The sequence below is a fragment of the Rhizobium sp. YTUHZ045 genome (assembly GCF_051124255.1).
Taxonomy (GTDB): Bacteria; Pseudomonadota; Alphaproteobacteria; order Rhizobiales; family Rhizobiaceae; genus Rhizobium.
Window position 1 is genome coordinate 670,589 of record NZ_CP101433.1, and the last position, 26,709, is coordinate 697,297.

At 58.3% G+C, this 26,709-nt stretch carries 22 protein-coding genes and 3 pseudogenes; 15 read left to right on the plus strand and 10 right to left on the minus strand.

Annotation, left to right across the window (positions count from 1 at the left end):
* The first annotated feature begins 405 nt into the window (after positions 1–405).
* The gene (locus NMA58_RS25405; RefSeq protein ID WP_434713650.1) at positions 406–2,241 is read left to right on the plus strand and encodes a HAMP domain-containing methyl-accepting chemotaxis protein; all 1,836 of its coding nucleotides are present in this window, start codon (positions 406–408) and stop codon (positions 2,239–2,241) included.
* Between the two features lie 85 nt (positions 2,242–2,326).
* Here the strand turns inward: NMA58_RS25405 and NMA58_RS25410 are convergent.
* Positions 2,327–2,985 (minus strand): annotated as a pseudogene (locus NMA58_RS25410) (DUF3422 family protein); the annotation flags it as partial.
* A gap of 298 nt (positions 2,986–3,283) precedes the next feature.
* On the opposite strand from NMA58_RS25410, the gene NMA58_RS25415 reads away from it, so the two are divergent.
* Positions 3,284–4,711 (plus strand): aldehyde dehydrogenase family protein, encoded by a 1,428-nt coding sequence (locus tag NMA58_RS25415; RefSeq protein ID WP_434713651.1) that lies wholly within the window; start codon positions 3,284–3,286, stop codon positions 4,709–4,711.
* On the opposite strand, the gene NMA58_RS25420 is transcribed toward NMA58_RS25415, so the two are convergent.
* On the minus strand, positions 4,705–5,634 hold the full coding sequence (locus tag NMA58_RS25420) for a LysR family transcriptional regulator (protein WP_183704822.1): 930 nt from the start codon (positions 5,632–5,634) through the stop codon (positions 4,705–4,707). The two genes, NMA58_RS25415 and NMA58_RS25420, sit on opposite strands and share 7 nt — an antisense overlap.
* Positions 5,635–5,986: 352 nt before the next feature.
* On the opposite strand from NMA58_RS25420, the pseudogene NMA58_RS25425 reads away from it, so the two are divergent.
* A pseudogene (locus NMA58_RS25425) lies at positions 5,987–6,199 on the plus strand (cupin domain-containing protein); the annotation flags it as partial.
* Between the two features lie 291 nt (positions 6,200–6,490).
* Here the strand turns inward: NMA58_RS25425 and NMA58_RS25430 are convergent.
* The 7 genes from NMA58_RS25430 to NMA58_RS25460 form a co-directional block, all read right to left on the minus strand.
* The gene (locus NMA58_RS25430; RefSeq protein WP_097601030.1) at positions 6,491–6,934 is read right to left on the minus strand and encodes an Lrp/AsnC family transcriptional regulator; all 444 of its coding nucleotides are present in this window, start codon (positions 6,932–6,934) and stop codon (positions 6,491–6,493) included.
* Positions 6,935–6,953: 19 nt separating this feature from the next.
* The gene (locus NMA58_RS25435; protein WP_434713653.1) at positions 6,954–7,739 is read right to left on the minus strand and encodes a phosphotransferase; all 786 of its coding nucleotides are present in this window, start codon (positions 7,737–7,739) and stop codon (positions 6,954–6,956) included.
* Between the two features lie 29 nt (positions 7,740–7,768).
* Entirely contained in the window at positions 7,769–9,166 is a 1,398-nt protein-coding gene (locus NMA58_RS25440; protein WP_434713654.1) for an aspartate ammonia-lyase, read from the minus strand.
* Positions 9,167–9,178: 12 nt separating this feature from the next.
* The gene (gene dapA, locus NMA58_RS25445; RefSeq protein WP_097601027.1) at positions 9,179–10,057 is read right to left on the minus strand and encodes a 4-hydroxy-tetrahydrodipicolinate synthase; all 879 of its coding nucleotides are present in this window, start codon (positions 10,055–10,057) and stop codon (positions 9,179–9,181) included.
* A 44-nt stretch (positions 10,058–10,101) separates the two neighbouring features.
* On the minus strand, positions 10,102–11,514 hold the full coding sequence (locus tag NMA58_RS25450) for an aldehyde dehydrogenase family protein (protein WP_434713656.1): 1,413 nt from the start codon (positions 11,512–11,514) through the stop codon (positions 10,102–10,104).
* Positions 11,514–12,575 carry a homoserine dehydrogenase gene (locus NMA58_RS25455; protein WP_434713657.1) on the minus strand — a complete coding sequence of 354 codons (1,062 nt, stop codon included), beginning with the start codon at positions 12,573–12,575 and terminating at the stop codon, positions 11,514–11,516. The genes NMA58_RS25450 and NMA58_RS25455 overlap by 1 nt, the downstream gene beginning before the upstream one ends.
* A 245-nt stretch (positions 12,576–12,820) precedes the next feature.
* Positions 12,821–13,297, minus strand: coding sequence for an Lrp/AsnC family transcriptional regulator (locus tag NMA58_RS25460; RefSeq protein WP_434713659.1), 477 nt, complete (start codon positions 13,295–13,297; stop codon positions 12,821–12,823).
* 171 nt (positions 13,298–13,468) lie between these two features.
* On the opposite strand from NMA58_RS25460, the gene NMA58_RS25465 reads away from it, so the two are divergent.
* From NMA58_RS25465 to NMA58_RS25505, 9 genes are all read left to right on the plus strand, one after another.
* On the plus strand, positions 13,469–14,869 hold the full coding sequence (locus NMA58_RS25465; RefSeq protein WP_434713660.1) for an aspartate aminotransferase family protein: 1,401 nt from the start codon (positions 13,469–13,471) through the stop codon (positions 14,867–14,869).
* A gap of 29 nt (positions 14,870–14,898) precedes the next feature.
* Complete coding sequence (locus NMA58_RS25470; RefSeq protein WP_434714397.1) at positions 14,899–15,675, plus strand: amino acid ABC transporter ATP-binding protein; 777 nt, start codon at positions 14,899–14,901, stop codon at positions 15,673–15,675.
* A 38-nt stretch (positions 15,676–15,713) separates the two neighbouring features.
* Positions 15,714–16,532, plus strand: coding sequence for a transporter substrate-binding domain-containing protein (locus NMA58_RS25475; RefSeq protein WP_183704806.1), 819 nt, complete (start codon positions 15,714–15,716; stop codon positions 16,530–16,532).
* A 60-nt stretch (positions 16,533–16,592) separates the two neighbouring features.
* Entirely contained in the window at positions 16,593–17,306 is a 714-nt protein-coding gene (locus tag NMA58_RS25480) for an ABC transporter permease subunit (protein WP_434713661.1), read from the plus strand.
* A 1-nt stretch (position 17,307) separates the two neighbouring features.
* On the plus strand, positions 17,308–17,988 hold the full coding sequence (locus tag NMA58_RS25485; RefSeq protein WP_434714399.1) for an ABC transporter permease: 681 nt from the start codon (positions 17,308–17,310) through the stop codon (positions 17,986–17,988).
* Between the two features lie 23 nt (positions 17,989–18,011).
* Positions 18,012–18,365 (plus strand): cupin domain-containing protein, encoded by a 354-nt coding sequence (locus tag NMA58_RS25490; RefSeq protein ID WP_434713663.1) that lies wholly within the window; start codon positions 18,012–18,014, stop codon positions 18,363–18,365.
* Between the two features lie 42 nt (positions 18,366–18,407).
* Positions 18,408–19,727, plus strand: coding sequence for an NAD(P)/FAD-dependent oxidoreductase (locus NMA58_RS25495; protein ID WP_434713664.1), 1,320 nt, complete (start codon positions 18,408–18,410; stop codon positions 19,725–19,727).
* A gap of 140 nt (positions 19,728–19,867) precedes the next feature.
* Positions 19,868–20,851 (plus strand): hydroxyectoine utilization dehydratase EutB, encoded by a 984-nt coding sequence (gene eutB, locus NMA58_RS25500; RefSeq protein WP_434713665.1) that lies wholly within the window; start codon positions 19,868–19,870, stop codon positions 20,849–20,851.
* Positions 20,851–21,846 (plus strand): cyclodeaminase, encoded by a 996-nt coding sequence (locus NMA58_RS25505; RefSeq protein WP_434713666.1) that lies wholly within the window; start codon positions 20,851–20,853, stop codon positions 21,844–21,846. The genes eutB and NMA58_RS25505 overlap by 1 nt, the downstream gene beginning before the upstream one ends.
* Before the next feature lie 26 nt (positions 21,847–21,872).
* Here the strand turns inward: NMA58_RS25505 and NMA58_RS25510 are convergent, their stop codons facing one another.
* The gene (locus NMA58_RS25510; RefSeq protein WP_176536375.1) at positions 21,873–22,757 is read right to left on the minus strand and encodes a LysR substrate-binding domain-containing protein; all 885 of its coding nucleotides are present in this window, start codon (positions 22,755–22,757) and stop codon (positions 21,873–21,875) included.
* 430 nt (positions 22,758–23,187) lie between these two features.
* On the opposite strand from NMA58_RS25510, the gene ltaE reads away from it, so the two are divergent.
* The 3 genes and pseudogenes from ltaE (at position 23,188) to NMA58_RS25525 (ending at position 26,665) form a co-directional block, all read left to right on the plus strand.
* Entirely contained in the window at positions 23,188–24,222 is a 1,035-nt protein-coding gene (gene ltaE, locus NMA58_RS25515) for a low-specificity L-threonine aldolase (protein ID WP_434713667.1), read from the plus strand.
* A gap of 395 nt (positions 24,223–24,617) precedes the next feature.
* A pseudogene (locus NMA58_RS25520) lies at positions 24,618–25,050 on the plus strand (ATP-binding cassette domain-containing protein); the annotation flags it as partial.
* 112 nt (positions 25,051–25,162) lie between these two features.
* Complete coding sequence (locus NMA58_RS25525) at positions 25,163–26,665, plus strand: NAD-dependent succinate-semialdehyde dehydrogenase (RefSeq protein ID WP_434713668.1); 1,503 nt, start codon at positions 25,163–25,165, stop codon at positions 26,663–26,665.
* The last annotated feature ends 44 nt before the right edge of the window (positions 26,666–26,709 follow it).

Sequence of the window (26,709 nt, forward strand, 5' to 3'; positions counted from 1 at the left end):
CTTCGGCGCTAGCAGCTTGATGAACACACACCAATGGAGCGGATGCGCAGTTTCGAGACCGTCTTATTTTGCCCCTCGGTAGTGGGTCATTAATCAAGAAGCGCCGTATTGCGTCCGCCGACGATCAGCTCAACGTCGCGGGTCTTTGTGGGCAGGCCGGCCGAGCGCAACGACGATTAGCTGTTCGATTCCGCGTGCGAGAATGTCGCGGCATTTAGATCACCGCCCCGATGTATACCCTTACTGGCATCAAAGGAGAGAACTTTCTAGGGCTGGTTTGTAAACGACACATATAATTCCAGGAGCGACGGCTGGACAGTTAAAGTTAATCCTAAATTAGCACATCAGCCGAATTCTTGCGGTTATCTGCGCTGCACAGCCCGCCCTAGAGGACTGGAGAATTCTATGAAACGCCCGACCGTCAAGCAGACCCTCATTGCCGTTTTGTCTGTCATCTGTGCCTTCCTGATTGCATTGTCGTACAATTCTCTCAGTTCAATTTCGACACTGAACGACAGTGCTCAGCAGATTGGCGGTTTCTGGATGAAGCGGATGATCACCGCCAGGGATATCAAGGGAAACTTCTCTGATCTGAAGCTGGCCTATGCGCAGTACTTGCTGGAGGCGTCGCCGGAGAAGCGGGCCGCCGAGGTGAAGCTGATCGACGAGACCAACGCCGCAGTCGAGCGGGCAATCCAAGAGTATGTGGCGGGCGTCCGGACGGAGAAAGGTCGCGAGCTGATCAATGACGTCAAGTCAGGGCTCAAGAAATATAGCGAGTTCGCCGGGCAAATGGTCCAACTGCAGGACAACGGCAAGACCGCCGAGGCGGCCACTCTCTTTCGGGAGAGTATGGAGGCGCAATCTAGTTTGGTGACACAGGAGATTGCAGACCTCGTGGGCTTCATCCTGGGACAGACCGAAACATATGTGACCACAAGCGACGCAACCGCGAGCTACGCGTTCAGGACCACGGCATTGATTGCCACCCTTTCGATTCTGGTCACCTCGGCTGGAGCGCTCTTTGCCGTTTTCGGCATCGCCAATCCGATCCGCCGAATTGCCTCTTCAATGAAGATCCTCTCCGACGGAGATCTGCAGAGCGAAATCCCGTACGCTGGGCGTGGCGACGAGATTGGGGCTATGGCAGGAGCGGTGGAAGTGTTTCGACAGAACGCCATAAATGTGCTTCGACTGGAGCAGGAAGCAGCGGTATCGCGAAGCGAGTCGGAGGCGGCGCGCGCCGCCGCTCAGGAGCGCGCCGAACGGGAGGCACAGCAGTTGCGCTTTGCAACAACGACCCTTGGCGATGGGTTGAGACGCCTTGCGGGTGGTGACGTTTCTTTCCGGCTCGCGGAGCCTTTCGCTCCGGAATACGAGAGGTTGCGTGCGGATTTCAATGCTTCGCTTAGTCAACTCGGCACAACCATCGGCGCTGTACTGCAGACGGTGCACAGCATCGACAACGGAACACGCGAAATCGCATCCGGTGCGCAAGATCTCTCCAAGCGGACCGAACAGCAGGCCGCCTCATTGGAAGAGACCGCGGCAGCCCTTGATGAGATCACTGCCAATGTGGCAACCGCGTCGAAGAGAACCGACGAGGCTCGCAATGTCGCCCTCGAAGCCAATGTCAGTGCAGAACGTTCTGCTTCCGTTGTCTCTCACGCCGAACAGGCGATGAGGCGGATAGAGGAAAGCTCCGAGAGGATATCGAGCATCATCGGCGTCATCGACGACATCGCTTTTCAAACCAATCTACTGGCGCTGAATGCTGGCGTCGAGGCAGCACGGGCCGGGGAAGCCGGCAAAGGTTTTGCGGTTGTCGCGCAGGAAGTTCGCGAGCTAGCACAACGCGCAGCGACGGCGGCGAAGGAAATCAAGGGACTTATCGAAAAGTCCTCAACCGAAGTCGGCACCGGCGTGAAGCTGGTTCTTGAGACCGGCCAGTCGCTAAACAAGATCGGCGAGCAAGTGTCTCAGATCAACCAGTTGATGGACGCAATTGCTACGTCCGCGCGTGAACAGTCCACTGGGCTGGCGGAAATCAATACAGCCGTCAATCAGATGGACCAGTCCACTCAACAGAATGCTGCGATGGTCGAGCAGTCCACGGCGGCGGCCGCGTCATTGTCAGCTGAGGCGACCAGGCTGCGCGAACTCGTCAATCAGTTCACTCTCGACCGTGAACCCGCTCAGGCGGCTCAGCCTAGACGTAACCTCCGCACCATGGCGGCGTGATGGCGATGGAGAACCAACAGCCTTGCTCTCTCCGCGGCCAATTTTTAGAGGAGTGCAAGGAATTCTTAACGCGCGATCTCCAGCTTTAGGACGCTTCCTTTAAAACATGCTTAACGTGGAGGATGGTGGTCGCAACAGCTCCCACAACCACTGGAACAGCGCCAAGCATGATCACCGGATCGATGTGGAAACCTGCATGGTCAGCTGTCTCACATATGAACTTCAGCAGGCCCAGGAGATAGTAGCTGATCGCGATTAGCGAAAAGCCTTCAACCGCGGGCTGGATCTTGACCTGTGTCGCAGCCCGGTCGGCCATTGCCTGGATCTGTAGTGCTTTCAGTTGTTCAGCTACCTGCTCTGCCCCGTAAATCGCGCGGACGGAGGGATTAATAGCTTGGCCGTCCATGATCACAAGCGCCTTGTTCCTGACCGTCTGCACCCAACTGGTCGGATCAGTCATAAGGAACTTAATCTTCGCTTCGCCTTATCGAGTTCCCAGCGGTTCCGATCGACTTGCGCGACGACGTTGACGTCTGGATCGGTAGCGATGATGCGTTCCCGGTCGAGGGCTGGCGATTCAGCTTTCGTGGTTATGGCGTTTGTCCCGCTGAGGACGTCGGCAATAAAGCCGGCGGCGCTATTTTTGCCTTCGACAGGCATCGGCAGATGGCGACGGACTGGAGAACCAGAAACGTAATACAGCTTCGTTCCATCTTTGGGTGCCTCGGCACGCAACGCGGCTTCAACGTTTTACTTCTCTTTTGGAGCGCCGGGGTCGCTCAACCGCCTCGCACGGAGAACCCACGAAGGTACGGGTCGCGGCATTCCAGGCAGGGGGTGACGGCGAAATGCCAGCAACGGCAACGACAAGTTCGATCCTGGAGGCCACGCTGTTCAGGTGTTCAGGCGGCTCGAGTGACTCTGTGGTTAACACCTCTCTTAAGCAAACATTCAGCCCTCCTAAATGTCATCTTCCGGTCTTTCCGGGCATCTTATGCAGGGCAGGTCCAATGGCCCCAATGTCGTGAAGCGAGGTGAAATGATGCTGACGGGACGCGAGAGCCAGTTCTACATTGGTGGGAAGTGGCAGGAAGCGGTGGATGTAACCCGTTTGCCTGTCGTCAATCCCGCCTCCGAGCAGGTTGTTGGGCAAATCGCTGCGGGCGGTGCTAATCACGTCGATCTCGCGGTTGCAGCTGGGCGCAACGCATTCCCGCTTTTTTCTCAAGCATCTGTTTCCGAGAGGCTTGGTCTGCTCGGCAGGATGCATTCTCTCCTGAAAGAAAGAGCTGATACGTTCGCGGAAGCCCTCGTTATGGAAATGGGGGCGGCGATCAGCTTCGCGCGCGCATCCCAGGTTCCTTTCGCTGCCGAGCACATCCGTGTTCAGATGGAGATTCTCGAGAAATACCAATTCACCATGGTTGATGGGCGCACCGCAACCGTCAAGGAAGCGATCGGGGTTTGCGCGCTAATCACACCCTGGAACTGGCCACTTTACCAGATCACGGCTAAGGTCGCTCCCGCGATCGCAGCAGGCTGCACCATCGTCTTGAAGCCAAGTGAGTTGTCCCCTTACAGCGCTCTGCTCTTTGCCCAACTGATGCATGATGCCGGCACTCCGCCGGGGGTATTCAACCTGGTCAACGGCACTGGCGAGAGCGTAGGCGCAGCGCTCGCCAGCCACCCCGACGTCGACATGATCTCGATCACCGGTTCCACCCGCGCAGGGGTACTCGTCGCGCAGGCGGCCGCCCCGACTGTGAAGCGGGTGGTTCAGGAACTCGGCGGCAAGTCACCGAACATCTTGCTCACCGATGCCGATTTCAGCGAGGCGGTAGCGAAGGGCGTGCTCGCCGGAATGCGCAACGTCGGCCAGTCGTGCAGTGCGCCGACGCGCATGCTGGTACCTGCACATCGGCTCGGCGAAGTGGAGGAACTGGCAAGCGCGGCTGTGCGTGCCATCCGTGTTGGCGCGCCGCTTGATCCTGCGACGGACATGGGGCCCATAGCCAATCGTGCCCAGTTCGAGCGGGTACAGGTCATGATCCAGGCCGGTATCGATGACGGCGCTAAGCTGCTGTGCGGCGGTTTGGGCCGCCCGGCTGGCCTTAGTGGCGGCTTTTTCACGCAACCGACAATCTTTTCCGAGGTGACGCCCCACATGCGGATTGCTCGTGAAGAAATCTTCGGACCCGTACTTTCGATCATGCCCTACAAGGACGAGGAAGAGGCAATCGCGATTGCTAACGACACCGTCTATGGATTGGGCGCTCATGTTCAGTCTGCAGACCCGGAGCGTGCGCGCCGGGTCGCCACTCGCATCCGCGCCGGCCAGGTCCATATCAACTATCCGGCTTGGGATGGAGCGGCCGCCTTCGGTGGCTACAAGCGGTCGGGCAATGGGCGCGAGTACGGCGTATACGGGCTTGAAGAGTATCTCGAGACGAAGTCGATCCTCGGTTATTGACCAGGCTTCTCCGCAGGATCGGCTCTCCATGGCAGTGGTTTCAGCGACTGACGAAGCATTGTCAGGAAAGCGGCAGTGCGCGCACTTCGTCCGTGCCGCGATCCGAGGATGGCGACGATATCGGCCGACGGCAGCTTCCAGTTGGGAAGTACCTGCCTCAGCCGTCCCATCGCCAGGTCTTCTGCAACGGCCCATTCGGAGCGCATCATGATGCCCTGACCCGCCAGCGCCCAATCCCGAATAACGGCGCCATCATTACTCGACATGACGGGGTTGACGCGCACTGTCGCACTTTCCTGCCGTAAGCCCTTAAACCGCCAGAGCGTTACGTCCTCCTCGTTCTCGCGAACGACAAGGCAGCGATGTCGCGCCAGATCGGCGGGCGTAGTAATGGGCGCAGCCGAAGTTAGGTATTCGGGACTTGCGCAGAGAATCCGATTGTTCGGCGCCAGCGTCGTCACGACTTGATCCAGATGCGCGGACGCCCCGATGTGAACAACCACCTCATAGCTGTCAACGATCAATGCCGTGGGATGGTCGGACAGTTGCAGGGTAGCGGTGGCACCACGATGCTCTCGAGCGAAAGCCTCCACGACCGGGGCGACGTAGATCCTACCAAAACCGTGAGGTGCTGCGACCCTGAGGTGCCCGCGGACCGTACCCCTGCGATCAGCAAGGGCTTCGGTAAGCGAGTCTAAAGCATCGCTGACGATAACGCTGTGGGAAGCGACCAATGAGCCCTCTTCGGTAAGACGCAGGTGGCGTCCGGAGCGGTCGATCAGTCGTACCCCGACTTTCTCTTCAAGAGCGCGCAGGCGCTGGGTCACCGCCGGAGGGGTGACGTTCAGCTTTCTCGCGCTTTCAGCGAGGGATTTGGAGGCTGTGAGGACCGAAAAAAAGGCAAGATCGTCGGATGTGAGCATTAATCTGCTCCTGAAGTGATCGTTCATAGAGGATTAATTGCCATCTTTAGGGTTTCGCGACAAGGTGAGATCAGGTTGGTTATCGGGTTCATGGAGCTGGCGACGTTGGCTTATCAGCCCGATGAGCTGGCCTTGGCAGTATTCAGCGGGTGCCGGTGGAAACTGAATGAGGGAATGCGCGGGCCGATTTGGCCGCACTTGAACCGCAAGGGATCCCCTGAAAGATAACGCGCGACCGCTGCTCCGGACGGAGCTGCTATGCGGGCAATGGTCGCCAGTACCGCGTTTTGCCTTAGACATGTCAGTCAAAGCCTGGGCCGGAACGCCTGATCTCCCCGGCGATCCTTCGATTCACACCGGCGTCTGAGAAGCGACCCTGACGCGCTCCGTCAAGGGAGAGACATTCGAATTCTGCCACATCCTCGAAGGCGTCGTGGAAATCACCCCGAACTGTGGTGAACCCGTTACCTACAAAGCAGGCGACAGTTTCGTGATGAAACCCGGATTCATCGGCACATGGCGCACTGTGGAAACGCTTCGGAAGATCTACGTCGCCGTCAACTAACCAGCTCCGCCATCTGGTTACGCGAGTGTATCGACCCATAGGCCTGGAGAACAACCGGCCGTAAGACGGCGGAGAGGGGTTACTTTCCGCCGTGGAACATATGATCCCGCAAGCACATCGACGATGTCAAACCATGTGGCAGTATGGGAGCGTCTTCATTCGAAGCTCCATATGAGAACCAACAGTTCTGATGGGCCTGCTCGCTGATAAGATCCATAATCCGTTCGCATAGAGCGGATAGTCCGCCGATTAGGTTCGGGGCGAACACTGCCCGCATCTAACCGATCAGATTTATCTTCGGATTACGGAGGAGAGGGCGAACGCGGTCAGTGTATCGCGCACGCCGGGCATCTCGGCAATCAATTGCCAAATCTGCCGGATGCGGTCGGCCTCAGGGGACTCGACCCGCACGAGGAGATCGAAATCACCGGTCATAACGTCGCAAGCAACGACTTCTGGGATCTTGCGTAGCGCCTGAATGACTTCTCCGCCCCTCATGCGATCGTGACGATAGACGAAAATCAATGCGGTTGTGACGTTTTGGCTATTCCCACCATCCCCGGTGAGGATTGTATATCCCTTGATGAAGCCTTCTCGTTCGAGACGTTCGATTCGCACCCGCACGGCGTTGCGAGAAAGGTTCACCTTGGCCGACAAATCCGCATGCGAAATTCGGGCATTAGCCTTCAATTCGATAAGTATCTGTTCGTCAGTTCGATCGAGAAGATATTTCATGGATATTGAGCCGGGTCGCTTAACGTAGAATGTCGGAAGTTACGGACCGATAAGCTAACATGGCGATTTCCGGTAGTAATATTCTTTCCCTCTTGCTCGCAAATCGCTTTGATGTCGAAGCCATTACGAATCCTGGCAGCGCCTCCTTTTCCCCATCAGTCAGGCAGCGGACGTCCTGATAACCCTGCAGCAGCGCTCGGGCCCGGTTTTTATTCAGCTCTCCGTTGATTTCACCCGCCCAACCGACAAGCGCATCAGCAAGCTCCGACGCGAGCGCGTCGTCGTGCCGAAGCCTGAAATTGATCACTCCGCTGACTTCCTCTCCGAGGAAAAAGACGTTCTCCTGGACCAATGCGCCATGAATTGCGCCAATGCGAAGATCCGTCGATTTGCACTTCGCTTTTAGTTCTAAGACGGTGTGCATTTCAGCCATCACACGGCCCAGGCTGAGGCATTTTGCCGGGTTTGCAAATGTGGGTGAGGCGCCGGGTACGAAGCTGACGATGGCGACCAATCGACCTGCGGCCCGAGACGTGGCGTGGCCATCGACAGTGCGCAGCGGCTTAGGGCAGGGGACGCCATGTCGATAAAGCGCCTCCATGGTTTCGAAGGCCCTTTCCAGATCTGAAGGTTGGGCTCCGCTCTCGAAAAGGGTAACGATGAATTCGCCTTCCCTCGTCCGAAACAGATAGGTCGTCTCGGAGTCGCCGTCCGCAATGCCAATCACAGACAGAAGCGACGTAAAACCGTAAGCTGCGGTAATGAGTTGGCGATCTTCGTCAGAAAGCTCGGTAAAAACAGCCATTTCCTACCCTTATGCGGCCGATGAACCCGTTAGAAATTTGCGAAGGTGGCGCTACCTTCAAAGAGCTCTTCAACTTGATTGGAAGTTAAGATTCCTTCCTCTTCCACGACCTGCCGCAGCCCCCGCTTTTCGACCAGCGCTTTTTTGGAAAGCTGCGCTGCCTTGCTGTAGCCGATTAGCATCGCCAACGGTGTCGCAAGGACGAGAGACTGATCGAGAAGGTCCTTGCAACGGTCGACATCAACTTCAATGCCGACGACGCACCGCTGCTTAAAAATTTCTATACCCCGCGTCAACATCCGCATGGATTGAAGGATGTTGAGGATGATCACCGGCTCCATCGCATTGAGTTGCAACTGCCCCGCACTTGCCGCCAGGGTGACAGTGAGATCATTTCCGATAACCTGAAATGCGATTTGGTTCATCATTTCCGGAATGACGGCGTTGACTTTGCCGGGCATGATCGAGGAACCGGCCTGGACGGGCGGAAGTCGGATTTCTCCCAGGCCGCCCCTCGGCCCACTGCTCAAGAGCCGCAGATCATTGCAGACCTTTGTCAGCTTCACAGCAATTCGCTTGAGGACACTGGAGATGGAAACGAAGCCACCGGTGTCGGAGGTGGCCTCGATCAGATTTCGAGCTCGGATGAGCTGGATACCGGAAATCTGTGTCAGGTGGGCGCAAGCCGCGGCTGCAAAGCCGCGGGGTACGTTGATCGACGTTCCGATCGCAGATCCGCCGAGATTAACCTCTTTCATCAGCCTCGAAGCGGCCTGCAGTTGGTCGATATCTTCGTCGATCAGCTCGGCGAACGCACCAAATTCCTGCCCGACTGTCATTGGGACCGCGTCCTGCAACTGAGTGCGGCCGACCTTCAGCACAGTCGCATATTCATGCGCCTTGGCGCGAAATGCATCGCGCAGCCCGACCTGGGACTCGATTAGCCCTTCGCAAGCACGAAGAATGGTCAGACGCAGTGCGGTCGGATAGACATCGTTTGTCGATTGAGACAGGTTCACGTCATCATTTGGATGAAGCTTGTCATAGTCGCCCACATTCGCGCCGAGCTTCAAGAGCGACAGGTTCGCAACAACTTCATTGACGTTCATGTTGGTGGACGTTCCGGCGCCACCCTGCATCATATCGACCGGGAAGTTCTCATCAACGCATTTCAACTCGATGAGCTCATCGCAAGCCTCTGAGATTGCCGACGCCTTTTCCGCTGACAGCAAGCCGAGCTCAGCGTTCGCACGCGCGGCCGCTTTCTTGACCATAGCCATAGATTGAATGAGTTCGGGGAAGTCTTTCAGGCGAAGGCCTGAGACGGTGAAGTTAAGTTCGGCTCGACGCGTATGGACACCGTAGAGAACGTCACCGGGGATAGGCAGGGGGCCGATCAAATCGGTCTCTATGCGTTCGGTTCCCATTTGCCGTTCCCCCTAGTCCAGAATTCCGGCGTGGCGCATGGCATGAAGGATTACCTCTTTGACAGGATCGCTCACCTCCACGAGAGGAAGGCGCAGGTCCCCTCGAATCTTTGAGAGTTGCGCCAGCGCGAATTTCACGCCAGCCGGGCTGGTCTCGAGGAACAGCGCGCGATGCAGGGGCATCAGTCGATCCTGAAGAGCCAGTGCCGCCGCGAAGTCGCCTTTCAGGCATGCCCGCTGGAAGTCTGCACACAGCCGGGGAGCAACGTTCGCGGTCACGGAAATGCAACCGTGGCCGCCATGGGCCATATAACCCAGCGCGGTGCCGTCTTCGCCGGTCAGAAGATTGAACTCATTGCCGCAGGCCATACGCTCCAGCGAGGGTCGCAGGAGATTGCCCGTCGCATCTTTGACACCCTTGACGTTCGGACAATCCTTAAAAATTCGGGCAAGCGTTGCAACTTCAATATCGATTACACTCCGACCCGGGATGTTGTAGACAATGATCGGAACCGTAGCTTCAGCATCGATGGCCTTGAGGTGCTGATAGATCCCCTCTTGGGTGGGTTTATTGTAGTAGGGCGCGACGATCAGCAAACCGTCCGCGCCGGCCTCCTGTGCATGCCGCACGAAGCTGATTGCTTCCTCCGTGCTGTTGGAGCCGGCGCCGGCTATGACCGGAACGCGACCATCCGCTGCCTTGATCGCGATTTCCACGACTCGCTTGTGTTCGGCATGGCTGAGAGTCGGGCTTTCCCCCGTTGTTCCGCAGGGGACAAGCCCTGACGTGCCCTCGGCGATCTGCCATTCGATGAGGCTGCGAAGCGCAACCTCATCGACTTTCCCATCGGCAAATGGGGTGACAAGGGCAGTGATGGATCCTTTGAACATCTTGACTTCCAAAAACGACGATGGGTTCACACTGGCGCCGGCGATCAGTGCTGCAGCGACGTGATGCAGACGACCTTTGGCTGGGTCATGTCCTCATAAGCAAAGCGAACGCCTTCGCGTCCCATGCTGCCATATTTGAATCCGCCAAACGGCATTGCGTCGAACCGATAGTCGGACGACTGGTTGATCATGACGCCCCCGGCGTCGATCCGCTTTGCTGCCTCCAGGGCGCTGGCAAGATCGTTGGTAAAGATCCCGGCATGGAGGCTGTATTCCGGCTTGTTAGCCATCTCTATTGCCTCTTCAAGTTCATCGAACGGCTGCAGTATGACGACCGGGGCGAAGACTTCCTCATTAAGTACGTCGCACGCGGCCGGCACGTTTTCCAGGACGGTCGGGGGATAGAGGGTGCCGGCTGGCTTGTGACCGCAAAGCAGCATCGCGCCGGCAGCGATTGCCCGTTCCACCATGGCGGCGGCTCGGTTCACCGCACTTTCGGAGATCATCGGGCCCATGTCAGTCTCGGATTTCATCGGATCGCCGGTCTTCATCTGGGTAGTCCGGGCCACGAACTTGGTCTTGAAGCGTTCATAGATCGTGCGCTGCACCAGAATTCGCTGCGTTCCGATGCAGTTCTGGCCCGCCGCCCAGAAGGAACCTGACACGCAATCTTCCACGGCGGCGTCGACATCGCTATCTTCCATCACGATAACCGGCGCATTGCCACCGAGATCCATTGCGAGCTTCTTGATGCCTGCAGATCTTGTGATGGCCTCGCCCGTGACAAAGCCCCCTGTAAAGGAGATCATGCGAACGTCTCTTGCCGATACAATCGCCTCGCCCAGATCGGCGCCGCCGACAGCGACCGTGACGACCTCTTCCGGCAATCCGCTTTCGATCAAGACCTCCACCAGTTTGATGGCCGATAGAGGCGTAAGCTCCGACGGCTTCAGGACTATCGCATTTGCGCCTGCGATGGCAGGGCCAAGCTTGTGTGCCACGAGATTGAGCGGGTCGTTGTAGGGCGTGATCGCCGCGACGATCCCTAGCGGCTCCCGGGTGTACCAGCCCTGCCGAGATTCCGATCCAGCATAGGCATCAAACGGGATCACTTCGCCAGCATTGCGCTTGGCTTCTTCGGCGGAGAGTTTCAGTGTGTTGACACAACGTGTCGCCTCCTTGCGGGCCTGGGCAATCGTCTTCCCCGCCTCCCGAACGATCAGGAGCGCAAACTCCTCCTTGCGTTCTTCGACGGCGGCTGCGGCCCTTTCGAGAATAGCAGAGCGCTGGTGGCGGGGGAGCGACCGGGCCATCTGCGCGCCGCGCCTGGCGCGTTCGAGCAACAGGTCCACAGCCTCGGCACTGGTCTCTCGGATGGCGCCAACAAAACTGCCGTCGAACGGATTAGTGACGATGATCTCGTTGGAAGAGGCGGGTTTCAAGGCGAGACCGGGCATCACGCTGCCTCCTTCGCGAAATTTGCCGACTGCGCATTATGTATAGCCACGATGTCGGACAGCAGTGCGTAGGCGGTTTCGACTCGACCGGCGCCCGGGCCGCTCACGGTGACGGGACCGAGAAGCTCTGTGTTCAACGATACTGCGTTGGTAGCGCCGTTGACGCCGGCGAGCGGATGTCCGAGGGTAAGCTGTTTGGGCGCGACACTGCCAGTTATCGTGCCGTCGGCATTGCGAACTGCTGACCCGACCAGTTTCCAACGACTTTCAGCCTTGGCAGCTGCTTGAATGTCGGAGGGAGAAAGCTTGGAGATGCCGTTGCAGGAGACATCCTCCGGCTTGAGATTTGCGCCCAGCAGCTCATTCGCCAGGATCACGACTTTCAGGCGAACGTCGAAACCTTCGACGTCGGCGGTCGGATCGGCTTCGGCATAGCCCAGGGTCTGCGCTTCCGCGACAGCGCTGGCGAAGTCGAGACCGTCCTCCATGCGACCGAGGACGAAGTTCGACGTGCCGTTGAGGATCCCTTCAAACCCTTTCACCTCTGCTCCGGCAAGGGTCTTCTCTGCCATCCTTATGACGGGCGTGCCGCTCATGACGGAGCCCTCATATTCGAAGTGAACACTGTTCGCCTTGGCAAGTGCCTTCAGTTCGCGACCAGCAATCGCTATTGGCCCCTTGTTCGTGGTGACCACGTGCTTGCCCGAGTTGAGAGCCCAGCGGCAGTGCGAAACCGCAGGCTCGCCGTCCTTCGGGTTCGTAAAAGTCGCCTCCACGACGATATCGGCGGGCGCCGTCTTGATAATGGCTTCGTTGTCGGCCTCGGCGCTGCCGCCGGAGAGCTCGCCAAAACCGCCCTTCGCGAAATTCGCCTCCACGAGGGTCTTGGCATCCAGACCGTTGGGCGAAATGACGGAGCCCAGATGGAGATCACTGACCGCAACGATGTTCAGGCGGAAACCAAGGTCTCGTTCCCAAAGCGGGCTCTTGGTCGCGATGAGCTCGGACAAAGCGCGGTTGACGCCACCGAACCCGATGAGAGCAATATTGTAGATCTTCATGTGGTGTCCTCCGATGAAGCGATTTGTCCGTCTATCATCAGATGCGAATCGCTCAGTCGGAACGGCACAAACGGACCAATCTGCTGTGCATTTTGCTCATGATGCTGACCGCTTGCCCGTCCTGCCAGATCCCAGCGCTCGGTCGACATTGGTTCCGGCCAGGAAAACCGACATGGCCATGCACTTCATCGAAGTGTGTATCTTTGCGCAAAGAGGGCATGTCTGATTGGCTGTCGGCGGCAATCTCAGGAGAAGTGATCAAAATCGATCGGAACTGAAAAGCCTGTCTTGACGCGGTCCATCACCACCATTGTCTTGAAGCCCTTGATGTCGGGATTTTCATAGAAGAACTTGCGGGTGAAGACCTCGTAGTCCTCCATGCTCTCGGCAGTGACAATCAGGACGAAATCCGCATCTCCCGTTACATAGTAGCCGTTCATCACTTCCGGCGTCTGCCGGATCGATTGCTTGAACCGGTCTACGATGTCGGCTCTTTCGCGCTCGAGCGTGACCAGTACAAGCATTGCGATCGGCCGGCCGACAGATCTGGGTTTCACAACCGCAATCTCCGCCTCAATGACTCCCGCCTCACGCAGCCGCCTGAGACGGCGCTGCACCGCGGTGGCGGAAAGACCGACCATCGCACCGAGTTCCTCGCTGCTATGCCTGTTATGATTCTGCACAATGCTGAGAAGACGAGCATCTAGGCGGTCGAGCCGCATTGGAAACTCCGCAGGATTTCATCGTTCAATGGCCATTAAAAGCAGGAATTCCTCGTTCAAGCAACAACTGCGCCGGAATTCATCGTCTCAGTGCTCCTACCCTTCATGGACAAGACAGAGGCGGCGGAAAAGTTCAGCCCGATGATGACCTCGCTGCATGAGGAATTGAGAATGACCGACATTGCTGAAATAGCTGACATGGACCGCAGAACGGTTCTGCATCCGTTCACGTATCTTAAGAATTACTCCGCCGGCGAGACCGATCCTACCATCGTCGAGACGGGAAAAGGCGTTCGTATCCGCGACGCATCCGGACGGGAATATCTGGACGGCTTTGCGGGCCTCTATTGCGTGAATGTCGGTTACGGCCGCACCGAAGTCGCCGAAGCGATCGCCCGCCAGGCCTACAAGCTCGCCTATTACCATTCCTACGCCGCACACACGACCGAGGAGCTCGCGCGACTTTCGGATCGGCTGGTGCGAATGGCGCCAGGCAACATGTCCAAGGTCTTCTACGGACTGTCCGGTTCGGACGCGAACGAGACGCAGGCGAAGATCGTCTGGTATTACAACAATCTTCGCGGGAAAGCGCAAAAGAAGAAGATCATCTCGCGTGAGCGTGGCTATCATGGATGTTCTGTGGTTGCCGGTTCCATGACAGGCTTGAGCTTTTACCACGATCATATGGATCTCCCGGTTTCGGGGATTCTGCGTACCGGCGTGCCGCATTTCTATCGCGGTGCGATGCCTGGCGAGACCGAAGAAGCCTTTTCACAGCGCCGCGCTGATGAATTGGAAGCGCTTATTCTCGCAGAAGGGCCGGAGACTGTCGGCGCCTTCATAGCGGAGCCGGTCCTTGGAACGGGAGGCATTATACCGCCACCGGCAGGATACTGGCCGAAAATCCAGGCCGTGCTGAAGAAGTACGACGTGCTGCTGATTGCCGACGAGGTGGTCTGCGGGTTTGGCCGCACCGGTGCCATGTTCGGCTCGGATCTCTACGGTATGGATCCCGATCTGGTCACCGTCGCCAAGGGCTTGACGTCAGCCTATGTGCCGTTGTCGGCGGCCATCGTTTCGCAGAAAGTCTACGAGGTCATGGAGGAGGCGACGCCGCGCGTGGGCTCCTTCTCACACGGCTACACCTATTCCGGTCATCCGATCGGCGCCGCGGCGGCGAACGCAGTGCTTGATATCGTCGAGCGCGAAAATCTGGCCCGACAGTCCGCGACGAAAGGCGCTTATCTTTTGCAACGGCTGAAGGCAGAGTTCGAGCAGAACCCGATCGTCGGGGAAGTTCGTGGCGTCGGCATGCTGGCAGCCATCGAGTTCGTTTCCGATCGTGGTAGCCGGGCTTCGTTCGATCCGGGGCTGAAGGTCGGCGCGCGCATCTCGCAAGCCGCTCGAAATCGCAACCTCATCGCGCGCGCAATGCCACACGGAGACATTCTGGGCTTTGCACCGCCACTTGTGATGACGGAAGCGGAAATCGACGAAATGGTTGCGATCGCAAGGGCTGCCGTCGACGAGGTGCTGCGGGAGCTGGACGCTCAAGGATTGGTGGCGGGATAACGAATGGACGATCGTCTGAGACTTTGCGCATGAACGCAATTCTAAAGGTTCACGAACTCACCAAGACGTTTGGATCGACGAAGGTGCTGGATGGTATCAGCTTCGATATGAGAGAAGGTGAGGTCATTTCTCTGATCGGGTCCTCCGGGTGTGGAAAGAGCACCGCACTGCGCTGCATCAATTTTTTGGAGATGCCGACATCGGGTCGGATCGAGTGCATGGGCCAGTCCGTCTCCGTCGTCAATAAGGAGCGCGGCGGAAGCCAGATTGTCAACGCTCGCGATATCAGGAACCTTCGCAGACAGATCGGCATGGTGTTCCAGAATTTCAATCTCTGGCCGCACCTGAGCGTCCTGTCAAACGTGACCGAGGCACTCGTTTGGGTGCTGAAACTCGGGAAGAAAGACGCCGAAGAGGTTGCGCTGTCGGCCTTGTCGAAAGTCGGCATGGCGAGTTTCCGCGACCGCTACCCGCAACAGCTTTCCGGCGGGCAGCAACAACGCGTCGCGATCGCACGTGTTCTGGCGATGAGACCGAAACTGATGCTCTGCGATGAGCCGACATCCGCACTGGACCCCGAGCTCGTGGGTGAAGTGCTGAAAGTCATAAGGGCGCTGGCGGAAGCGGGGGCTACGATCCTCCTCGTCACGCATGAAATGCGGTTCGCACGCGATGTGTCGAACCGGATGATATTCCTGCAAAACGGCCGCCTTGAGCAGGATGACGAGCCGAAGGAACTGTTTCGAAATCCGGCAACGGAAGGGGTGAAACGGTTTCTATCGACAGTGATGGCGGCCAACGCCTGAAAGCGCGCTACAACGAAAACCAAAAGGGGTAACAAATCATGATCAACAGCAATCTCATCAAGTCAGCATTCGCAACCGGCCTTCTCGTCTGCGCACTGGCGACGGGCGCGTCGGCAAAGGACGGCGTCCTGCGCATCGGGACGGAGGGTGATGCGCCGAAGTTCAGCATGGCCGATCCGAGCGGCAAGGTAACCGGGTTCGACGCCGATATCGCCAACGGCATCTGCGCCGAGCTGAAACTGAAGTGCGAATTCGTCGTGCAGACATTCAGCTCGCTGGTGCCTTCCATGGATAAAGATCGCTTTGACGTCATCATTTCCGGCCTTGGTATCACCGCCGAACGTCAGAAGAAGATCGACTACTCCATCCCCTATGCGACAACACCGCTCTATTTCGCTGTCGCCAAGGACTCCCCGCTTGCAGGCCTCAAGAGCCTCGCCGAAATCGAAAAGGCCCTCCAGGGCAAGAGTGTCGGCGTCGTCACCGGGACGACCTACGCCAGGTTCATGGAGAAGCGGATGCACGGCGCCGATCTTAAGACATACGACGCCGTCACGCAGCTGACCGCCGATCTCGCGAGCGGCCGTATCGACGCCGCCTTCGCGGATTCGCCGACATGGATGGATTTTTTCGCAACGCCTGACGGCGCCAACTTCACCAGGATCGACCTGAAGATCATGGCCATGGATGACCCAGACGTTCTTGGCCATGGCATGGGAGTCGGCATGCGCAAGGGCAATACCGAACTCAAGACCAAGGTCGATGCCGCCCTTTGCAAGATGATCAACGATGGCAAGGTCAAGGAAGCCTCGATGCATTGGTTCCAGGACGACTACACGATTCCCTGCAAGAAGTGATCGTTTCGAACATGAAGCCTGCCTTGGCAAATACCAAGGCAGGTCACGGGGATTGTTTCCATGTTGGGTGACCTCTGGGTGTTGATGGTGGAGCAAAGTTGGGCGCTGGCTCTGCTGAAAGGAAGTGTCGTCACGATCGTCATCGGTTTGACCGGAATGGCACTCGGTTTTCTGGTTGCGACCCCCTTGGCCATCATGCGCTGGCGGAAGGTCGTGTTTGTCTCGCAACTTGTCGACGGGTACAGCGTTCTTGTTCGCGGCGTCCCGGGCTTGCTGGTCATCTATCTCCTGTTTTTCGGGTCGATCGAGTGGGTGAAGGAGATTACGGCTGCGTTCGGCTACCAGGACTCGGCTGATGACGCATACCCCTACATCGTCGGGGTGATCGCGATTGCCGTCATCTCGTGCGCCTATTCGATCGAAGTCATCCGGGGTGCGCTTCAGGCGGTGCCGTACGGTCTGCTGGAAGCCGCTCAGTCGCTCGCCTTGCCAAGAGGGGTAACCTTTATGCGCATCACGTTCCCACTGGCACTGCGGCTGGCGCTTGGCGGGATCAACAACGTCTGGCAGATGACGATCAAGGATACTTCGCTCGTCTCGGTCGTCGGCTTACAGGAATTGATGAGGACGGCTGCCATCGGTGCAGGAATCACGCGATCCCCGCTGCTTTTCTACTGCATCGCTGCAGCACTCTTCTTCTGCATGACCGCAGTCAGCCAAACCGCGTTTTCGACCGCAGAACGTGCGCTCGACCGCGGCTTCCGAGGACGCTGATATGGATCTCGGAATAATTGCATATGCCATTCCGTTCCTTGTCATAGGTGCCAAGACGACGTTGCTGATCGCCGTATTCGGCGTCGGTATCGGGCTTCCCTTTGGTGTCGCCGTCGGGCTCGCGCGCTGCTCCAGGAGCCGGGCATTGCGCCGCGTGTGCGACGCCTACTGCGCGATCTTCCGCGGCACGCCAATGCTGGTGCAGGTCTTCGTCATCTATTACGGCTTGGCCCAGGTGAGCTTTATTCGTCAGAACCCCATTCTGTGGTGGATGATCGGAGATGGGCTGAACGCTGCAATCCTTGCCGTGGTGCTCAACACCGGTGCCTACACGGCGGAGATTTTCCGCACGGCTTTCCTCTCCCTGCCGAAAGGACTTATTGAAGCGGCAGAAGCCTGTGGCATGCACCCGTGGCACGTCTTCAAGAGGGTGAAGTTCCCGCTTGCCGTACGCCTGGCACTTCCCGCTTATAGCAGCGAGGCGGCGATCATCGTGAAGGAATCCAGCCTCGCATCCACGATCACCGTTCTGGAAATCACCGGATATGCGAAGCGGCTCATGAGCGAGACTTTCGCGATCATGGACATCTTCATCGTCACCGCAGCGTTCTATCTCACCATCAACATCGTCGTTCTGACGGGTTTAAAACTCCTCGAACGGCGCCTGTCGTTTGTCCGATAAACAGATCCAAGAAAGGTCTTCCAATGTCCAAACTCACTTTCGTCGATTACGGCAACCTGCCTGAACCGCGTAAAGGCCAGCCCGCGCCTGAAAGGCTGGTCGAGGGAAGTCCGCAGTTTCTCTCCTGGGACATCGCGCAGACCGCCGATGGCGTCGTTCGCTCCGGCGTCTGGGAAGCGACGCCCGGCGCCTACCGCTCGATCAAGGGCGAAACTTTCGAATTCTGTGTCATTCTGTCGGGTGTGTCCGAACTGATTGAGGATGGCTGTGAGCCGCGACGCATCGTTGCCGGCGACGCCTTCGCCATGCATCCGGGTTTCGTCGGAACCTGGAGGGTGATCGAAACGACGCGCAAGCTTTGGGTCTGCCGAGACTAAGCCATAATCACTTCAAATCAACTTTCCGGAACGTAAGCTCTCATGGCCCAGGCTCAAGCGCATCCCATTAAATCCACGCCCTACTGGTGGGAGGACAGCACATTTCCTTCCCTGCCAGCGCGGAACGTCGAGAAGACATGCGACGTGGCGGTCGTTGGGGGAGGGTACACGGGTTTGTCGGCAGCGCTCGAACTTGCCCGTGCCGGCAAGCATGTCCAGCTGTTCGACCGTCAGGCTCTTGGCGTTGCGGCATCGGGCCGCAATGGGGGCATGGCCAGCGGAAGCATCCGCCCGGGGCGGAAGGATTTGGTTAGGCGGTTCGGGCAGGAGAGGGCGCAAGCCATTCTCCTGGAAGGTAAGGCGGCGCGAGAGGATCTCTGGCGCTTCCTCAGAGACGAGAATATCGAATGTGACTTCTCGCTGTCTGGCGCCTTCAGCGGGGCCATGACGGTTGATCAAGCCGACGAACTCCGTCGTCGGGCAGACTTTCTCCATCAGAATCTCGGCATCGAGGCATATCCGGTGGAAAGGGCCGATGTTCCGAAGTTCATCGGAACTGACCTTTATGTCGGCGGCCTTGTGCGCAAAGATATCGGTGGGCTGCAGCCGGCCAAGCTTCTTGCGGCCATGGTCCATCTGGTAAGTTCGTCGACGGCAGTAATACATGAAAATACCGCAGTCATTGGATCGACTAGCGAGGCCGGAGGCGTGCGAATTCAAACGCGGCGCGGAGAGGTTTTCGCCAGAAAACTTCTTGTCTGCACTGATGGCTACACCGACGGTTTCGACCCGTGGCTGCGTCGCCGGCTTGTTCCTGTCCGTAGCAGGATAATTGCAACCGAGCCGCTCGACAGGGAGGTGATGGATCGGCTGATGCCGCCACGCATGATGTATGGCGACCTGCGTAAGCTCAGCTACTATTATCGGCCGTCGCACGATGGATCTCGGATCTTGTTCGGCGGACGCGACGGGACGACTGAAGGGGACTCCGCTGCTCCGATTGCACATCTGCAAAGCGAACTTGCTCGGCTCTTTCCCGAACTTGCAGGAATAGGTCTTACACACAGCTGGTTCGGCTTTGTGGCCATGAACCGCGACATGATCCCGCGCATGTTCACCCGCGGAAATACAGTCTATGCGACCGGCTATTGCGGCTCCGGTGTCGTATGGGCCAGATGGCTGGGCAAGAAGGCGGCGTTCAAGATCCTCGGTGACGGGGAACAATCGCGCTCTGCGTTCGATTTCGATGCCGCTCCGAGGGCCGTCCCATTCTTCAACGGCAAACCCTGGTTCATTCCTATCGTTTACTCGATGTATGCGCGGCACGACAGGAAGATGCTCCTCAGACGCCTGAAGGGCTGAGGTTCAGATGTCATACTTGTTTGTGCAAGTCCGCCAAGGGACCGAAAAAGTTCGTGCCGTCCGCTTGCAATCAAGTCCCTGCGTTGGCGCTACGCTCAGCAGGCAACAACTGGCAGAGGCCGGAGCTAAGGTGAACAGACATGATTAGTCTGGAAACGATCGAGCAGGCGCGCGAGCGCATCAGCAAGCACATCCGCATCACGCCTGTCGTCATGTCGGCGACACTGTCCGAACTGGCCGGGACGCAAGTCAGCCTGAAGCTGGAGCATCGCCAGTTGACCGGAAGCTTCAAGCTTCGTGGAGCCACCAATGCCGTGTTGCAGCTCACCCAATCCGAGCGGGATAGAGGCGTTGTTGCGGCTTCCACTGGCAATCACGGACGCGCGCTCTCGTATGCCGCCGGCGCGATTGGCTCCCGAGCGACCATTTGCATGTCGCATCTCGTGCCGGAAAACAAGGTGTCCGAAATCCGCCGGCTCGGCGCTCGCGTACGGATCGTCGGGTCATCCCAAGATGAAGCGCAGGTCGAGGTTGATCGTCTCGTCGCGGAGGAGGGCCTCAGCATGATCCCGCCCTTTGATCACCCCTGGATCATCGCCGGCCAAGGCACCGTCGGACTTGAAATCGTCGAGGCGATGCCTGACGTCGCCGCGGTTCTCGTTCCCCTGTCCGGCGGCGGTTTGGCAGCAGGTGTCGCGTCGGCGGTCAAGGCGGTGCGCCCGGATGCCAAGGTAGTCGGTATAACTATGGAAAGGGGAGCGGCGATGAAGGCTAGCATCGATGCGGGGCACCCGATCCAGGTCGAAGAGCATCGAAGTTTCGCCGACTCGCTCGGAGGCGGCATCGGATTGGCCAATGCCTGGACGTACCCGATGTGCAAAACCCTTCTCGACGACGTGGTGCTCGTCAGCGAGCGCGAGATAGCCGCCGGCATACGTCACGCCCATGCGTATGAGCATGAGATAATCGAGGGGGCGGGCGCAGTCGGCATTGCTGCGCTGCTCTCAGGTAAACTGGCGCAGGTTGAATGCTCGATCGTTGCCATTCTTTCAGGTGGGAACATCGACATGGCGTTGCACATGAAGGTGGCCAACGGCCTCGACACAATTGGTGAGGGAAGCTGATGCCGAAAATAAGAATATTGACCGAGTCAGAGCTTCGAACCATCGTTCCGCTCGACATGGATGCGGTGACTTGCGTTGAAAACGCCTTCCGCGCACTGGCCGTGGAAAACGCGGTTCAGATGCCGCCGATTTTGCGCCTCGACGTGCCCGACAGCAGAGGCGAAGTCGATGTGAAGACGGCTTATATTCATGGTTTGAGCAGCTTTGCCATTAAGGTCAGCCCTGGTTTCTTCGATAATCCGAAGATCGGACTTCCGAGCACTAACGGTCTGATGGTCTTGCTGTCGAGCAAAACGGGCTTGGTGCAGGCGCTCTTGCTGGACAATGGCTATCTCACCGACGTTCGCACAGCGGCCGCCGGCGCTGTCGCGGCAAACCATCTGGCACGGAAGGACGCGTCGATTGCAACGGTCTTCGGGGCGGGCGTTCAGGCCAGGCTGCAACTCGAGGCCCTCATGCTGGTGAGACCTATTCGAGAGATCCGCGTTTGGGCGCGTGATTATCGACGGGCGCAAGCGCTTGTTGAGCAGCTCGGAGCAAGACAAAATCTTTCCATTTCCGCATTTGAGGATCCGCGAAGCGCGATCGCCGGGTCACAGATGGTCGTCACGACGACACCTGCCGACCGACCGATTGTCGACGCCACGTGGCTCGAACCCGGACAGCACCTGACCGCCATGGGTTCGGACGCAGAACATAAGAACGAGATTGACCCCATTGCTATCAAAGCGGCAGATGTTTACGTGGCTGACAGCATCAAACAAACGCGAAGACTGGGTGAATTGCGCCATGCCATCGACGCAGGTCTCGTCGCAAGCGATGCTGATTTTCCGGAACTAGGTCAGATCGTTGCAGGCGCCAGACCGGGCCGCAGAAGTGCCTCAGACATCACCATAGCCGATCTTACGGGCACCGGTGTTCAGGATACCATTATTGCCACGCTGGCGTTTGCGCGCGCAGAAGAACGAAGTGCCGGCACGTTCTTTGAAAGTTGACAGTCGTTGGCTCTTTGCCGTCGACCTCATGACGCAGCATGAAAATCTTCTTGGATGGTGGCGAGAAGCCAAGACACGAACTGATCGATTCCAGCTGTCCTCCTCGCCAGTGCCGAACGAATAACGCCGTAATGTGAACCATCAGGCTGAAAGCCGAATGGTGCGGTCAGGCGGCCTTTGCGGATATCGTCAATGGCAATGATCTTTGGGCACATGGCCACACCAAGACCGCTGGCTGCGGCCTCCACCATCAGGAAATGATGGTCAAGAACGCGAGTCGAGCGCGGCTTTGGCGCGTCCGGATGAGCGGTGGACCACTTCTGCCATCCATCCGGTCGGGTCTTTGCAGCAAGCGCGACATAACCGCCGGCAGCAAACCGATCCGTCATGGCGGGATGCATGACGGGACCGACTTCCTCCTCGATCAACCGTTCGACCTGCCAATTCGCATCGATCGCGAAATCAAGCCTGCGGATCGCAAGGGTAATACGGTCGCGCGCGAAATCGAAACCTCCACCACCGACAGAAAGATGAAAGTCGATTTCGGGATGGCGATCCTGAAATTCCGAGAGGCGCGGGATCAGCCATCGCATGGCGACGGATCGTTCGCATGAAACGACGATCGGCGGTGACAGATCGACCTTGCGGATATCCTCCAGCGCCGCCGAAACGAGGGACAAAGCGTCTGTCGTCGCCTGCGCGAGCCGTGAACCCTCTCCCGTCAGCCTTAGGCCACGCCCATCAACTTCCAGCAAACGAATGTTTAGGTGTTCGGAAAGTTTCGAAACGCGCCGGCTGACAGCACCGTGCGTCAAATTCAACTCAGCCGCAGCCGCACGCACGGAACCAAGGCGCGCAACGACCTCAAAGGCACGCAGGTCATCGAGGGATGGAATGTCCGAACGCTTCATTGGTGACAGACTATCACCGGTATGTTTGAAATCATATCAATTTCCGTCTCGAACTAAGGAGGAACAGTCGAGGCGGGCGCTCTCCTGAAAGCGCGGCTCCTCGAATCTGAAGAGTAGGACAGACGGCAACGGTTCGCACGCTGTCTCCATCGAAGAGGGCTGCCGCATGTTTTGAATTCGATGCATCATATGTGACGTCACGGCGCGGCAGCCGCTTGAGACAGGCCGCGAAAGATCGAGCCAAAGTTCGATGTCGGAGGTGGTGGTCAAAGGCAGTTGCAACACCACATTGATATGGCGCCATGACTCAACGCGAAAGATCGCATTATTGGTGATCCTATATCACCAAAATTCGTCAGTTTATATTGATAGTCCGAGCCTATCCTTTCGCTAGTATGGCCGATACAGCCAAACCGATAAGGTCTCGATCATGCAAGCCAATGCTATCCGCCTGGACTTCCGCTCTGATACGGTCACTCGTCCCACCCGTGGCATGCGTGCGGCGATGGCTGCCGCCGTGGTGGGCGACGATGTCCTTGGCGACGACCCGACGGTCAAGGCGCTCGAGGCCCGACTTGCAGCACTGCTCGGCAAGGAAGCGGGACTGTTCGTGCCAACCGGCACCATGTCCAATCTCGCTGCGATCATGAGCCATTGCCAGCGCGGCGAGGAATTTCTCTGCGCAAACGGAGCTCACACCTATCTGTGGGAAGCCGGAGGCGCTGCGGTGCTGGGCTCGGTCCAGCCGCAGCCATTGCCGGTGCGCGCCGACGGCACGATTCCCATCGAGGAGCTTCACGCCGCGGTGAAGGACGATGATCCGCATTTTGCGATCACGCGACTGGTCAGCATCGAGAACACGTTCGCCGGGCGGGTCCTGCCGCGCGATCATCTGGCCGAGGTCGTCGAATTTGCGCGGGAGCGGAAGCTCGCCACCCATCTCGATGGTGCGCGGCTGTTCAACGCGGCTGCGGCGCTCGGCGTTGATGTCGGGTACCTGGCAGAGGGCTTCGATAGCGTGTCGCTGTGCCTTTCAAAGGGGCTGGGGGCGCCGCTCGGATCAGTGCTGGTCGGCGATGCCCCATTGATCGCCCGTGCGCGCCGGTGGCGCAAGATGCTCGGCGGCGGGATGCGGCAGGCAGGGATAATTGCAGCGGCTGGGCTGTACGCGCTTGACCATCACGTCGACCGGCTGGTCGAGGACCACGCCAATGCTCGGGTGCTCGCGCAAGCATTTGCGGAGATTGAGGGGCTGAAGGTGACTCCGCCGCAATCAAACGTGGTCTTTGTCGAGCTCTCGCCCGATCTGGCGGCCCGGCTGTCCGAGGCGCTACGTGAACTCGGCATCGCGGCGAGTTTCTGGCCCGGTGGGCGAATGCGCTGGGTCACCCATCTCGACGTCAATCGTGTCGCCGTTGACGAGGCAATCGCAGCGGTGCGCGAGATCACTGAGGGCCGGACATGAGAGACGTCATCGATCCACAATTGATCGTCAGAATAACAAGCGTCACTGCCGCACCAAACAGCCCTTTCGCCGTCATAGCCCAATGACTGCGCCGCTCTGACGTGGAGCAGGATTGCGTGCAGACCGGATGGGCGGTCGGAACTGGCGGAAAGACTGCCAAGGCAGGGGCGCTTCCCATATTTACCTGGAGAAGCGCCGATATTGTAGGCGGGGTCTGGTAGAGATGCCGTAGGTGGCAGGGAGACACCACCGGTGGCGACGGTAAGCAGGTGACAGTAGGCGGCACGAGAGCTTAAGGCAGCGATTACTGCCCATACGCTCATCAATTTTCGGGTAACTTTCGGCGGCCGGAGAAAACCGCACCCCCGGCGTACAATCCCAGCCAGGCAAAGCCGATGGTGTCCATCGACTCACTCACCATGTCCTTCGGCGCGTATGTGGCTGTCCAGGATGTCAATCTCAGTGTCCCCGATGGCGAGTTGCTATCGTCGGACGCACCGTATGCGGCAAGAGCACCATACTCAATGCGATCGCCGGCCTCCTGAAATCTGCTAGTGGCATCGTTTCCATCGATGGTCAGCCGGTGCGCGGGATCCCGAACGACATCGGTTACTTGTTCCAGCAGGATGCATTGCTTCCGTGGAAGACCGCGATCAGCTCGTGGAGCTCGGTCCCATGTTCAAGGGTGTCGGCGCTGCCGAACCTCGCAAGCGGTCGATGAGATGGCTCGCGCAAGTTGGGCTAAAAGGTTTCGAGCACCGCAATCCGCATCAGCTTTCCGGCGGTCAGCGCAAGCGCGTGCAAATGGCGCAGTCGCGGATTACAGGGCACCGGGATTTCGGAAGATTGAAAATAATCCGCGAGACCAATTTGATCTATATTGACACCAATCGCTAAACCAATTCTATATTGATCGCACAACGATCCTGATTGGTAGCGAATGGTGGTGAACGTGAAAGCAACTCCGACACTTGAAGCAAGCCGTGCGCCTTCGCAGGCGGCTGTAGCATGCGAAGCTCCCACGCAACTGTTTATCGGCGGCGAATGGGTTTCGGCAAAAGGTGGCCGGACCTTCGATGTTATTGATCCTTCGACTGCGGAAGCCATCGCCACAGTTTGTGATGGCGACATCCCGGATGCAATGGAGGCCGTCGACGCGGCAGAGAAGGCGGCTGCGGTCTGGAAGGCAACGTCGCCGCGGCGGCGCGCAGATGTCCTGATGAAGTGTTTTCACCTCCTTCTCGAACAAGCAGAGTGGTTGGCGCAACTGATCACGGTGGAAAACGGCAAGGCGCTTCCCGACGCGAGATCGGAGGTCGCCTATGCGGCCGAGTTTTTCCGCTGGTATGCCGAGGAGGCTGTGAGGGCTCCCGGAGAATTTGGATCAGCACCTTCGGGCGCAAACCAGATCATCGTCAGCCATGAGCCGATTGGTATCGCCGTATTGGTAACGCCTTGGAATTTCCCGGCAGCGATGGCGACCCGAAAAATTGCGCCGGCATTGGCTGCAGGCTGCACTTGCATCCTGAAGCCGGCAGCCGAGACGCCTCTGACCGCGCTCGCCATTGGAGAACTGATGCGGCAGGCAGGTGTTCCCGCCGGAGTGGTCAATATAGTTCCGACGAAAAAGGCTGGACCTGTGGTTAGTGCAATGCTGCACGACAAGAGGGTCCGGAAGCTGTCGTTCACCGGCTCGACCGGCGTTGGCAGGATACTGTTGCGCGAGGCCGCGGACCAGGTCGTCAGTTGCTCAATGGAATTGGGCGGCAACGCGCCTTTCATCGTATTCGACGATGCCGACCTGGAAACGGCGGTCGCCGGCGCAATGGTTGCAAAGATGCGCAACGGCGGTGAGGCTTGCACGGCCGCAAACCGCTTCTACGTCCAAAAAGGAATTTCTGCTGACTTCATACGCCGCTTCGCGGAGGAGATGGCAGCGCTCAACGTCGGGCCGGGGCTGGCACCAGATACGCAGCTTGGACCACTGATCACCGATGCCGCGGTCGTCAAGGTGGAGCGCCTGGTAGACGATGCGATAGCCAAGGGAGCCCAGCTGGTGACAGGCGGTAGCAGGTTGAGCGGCGAGGGTTTCTATTATTTGCCAACCGTTCTCGCCAATGTCTCTCCGGACGCCGAGATTCTTCGCGAAGAAATCTTCGGTCCGGTTGCGCCGGTGATTGTGTTTGATACCGAGGACGAGGTCGTCGATCTGGCCAACGACACCGAATACGGGCTTGTATCCTATATCTTCAGCCGAGACCTCAAGCGTGTGCTTGCGGTCGCCGGCAGGCTGGAAAGCGGCATGGTCGGGATTAACCGCGGTGTCGTTTCCGACGCTGCGGCGCCGTTCGGCGGCATGAAGCAGAGTGGCCTCGGCCGCGAAGGCAGCCATCACGGCATGCTCGAATACCTGGAAACGAAGTACATCGCCGTCACCTGGTAGGTCGTTGCGAGCACCGCCGGTTACTGGTTGACGATTAGGTGCCG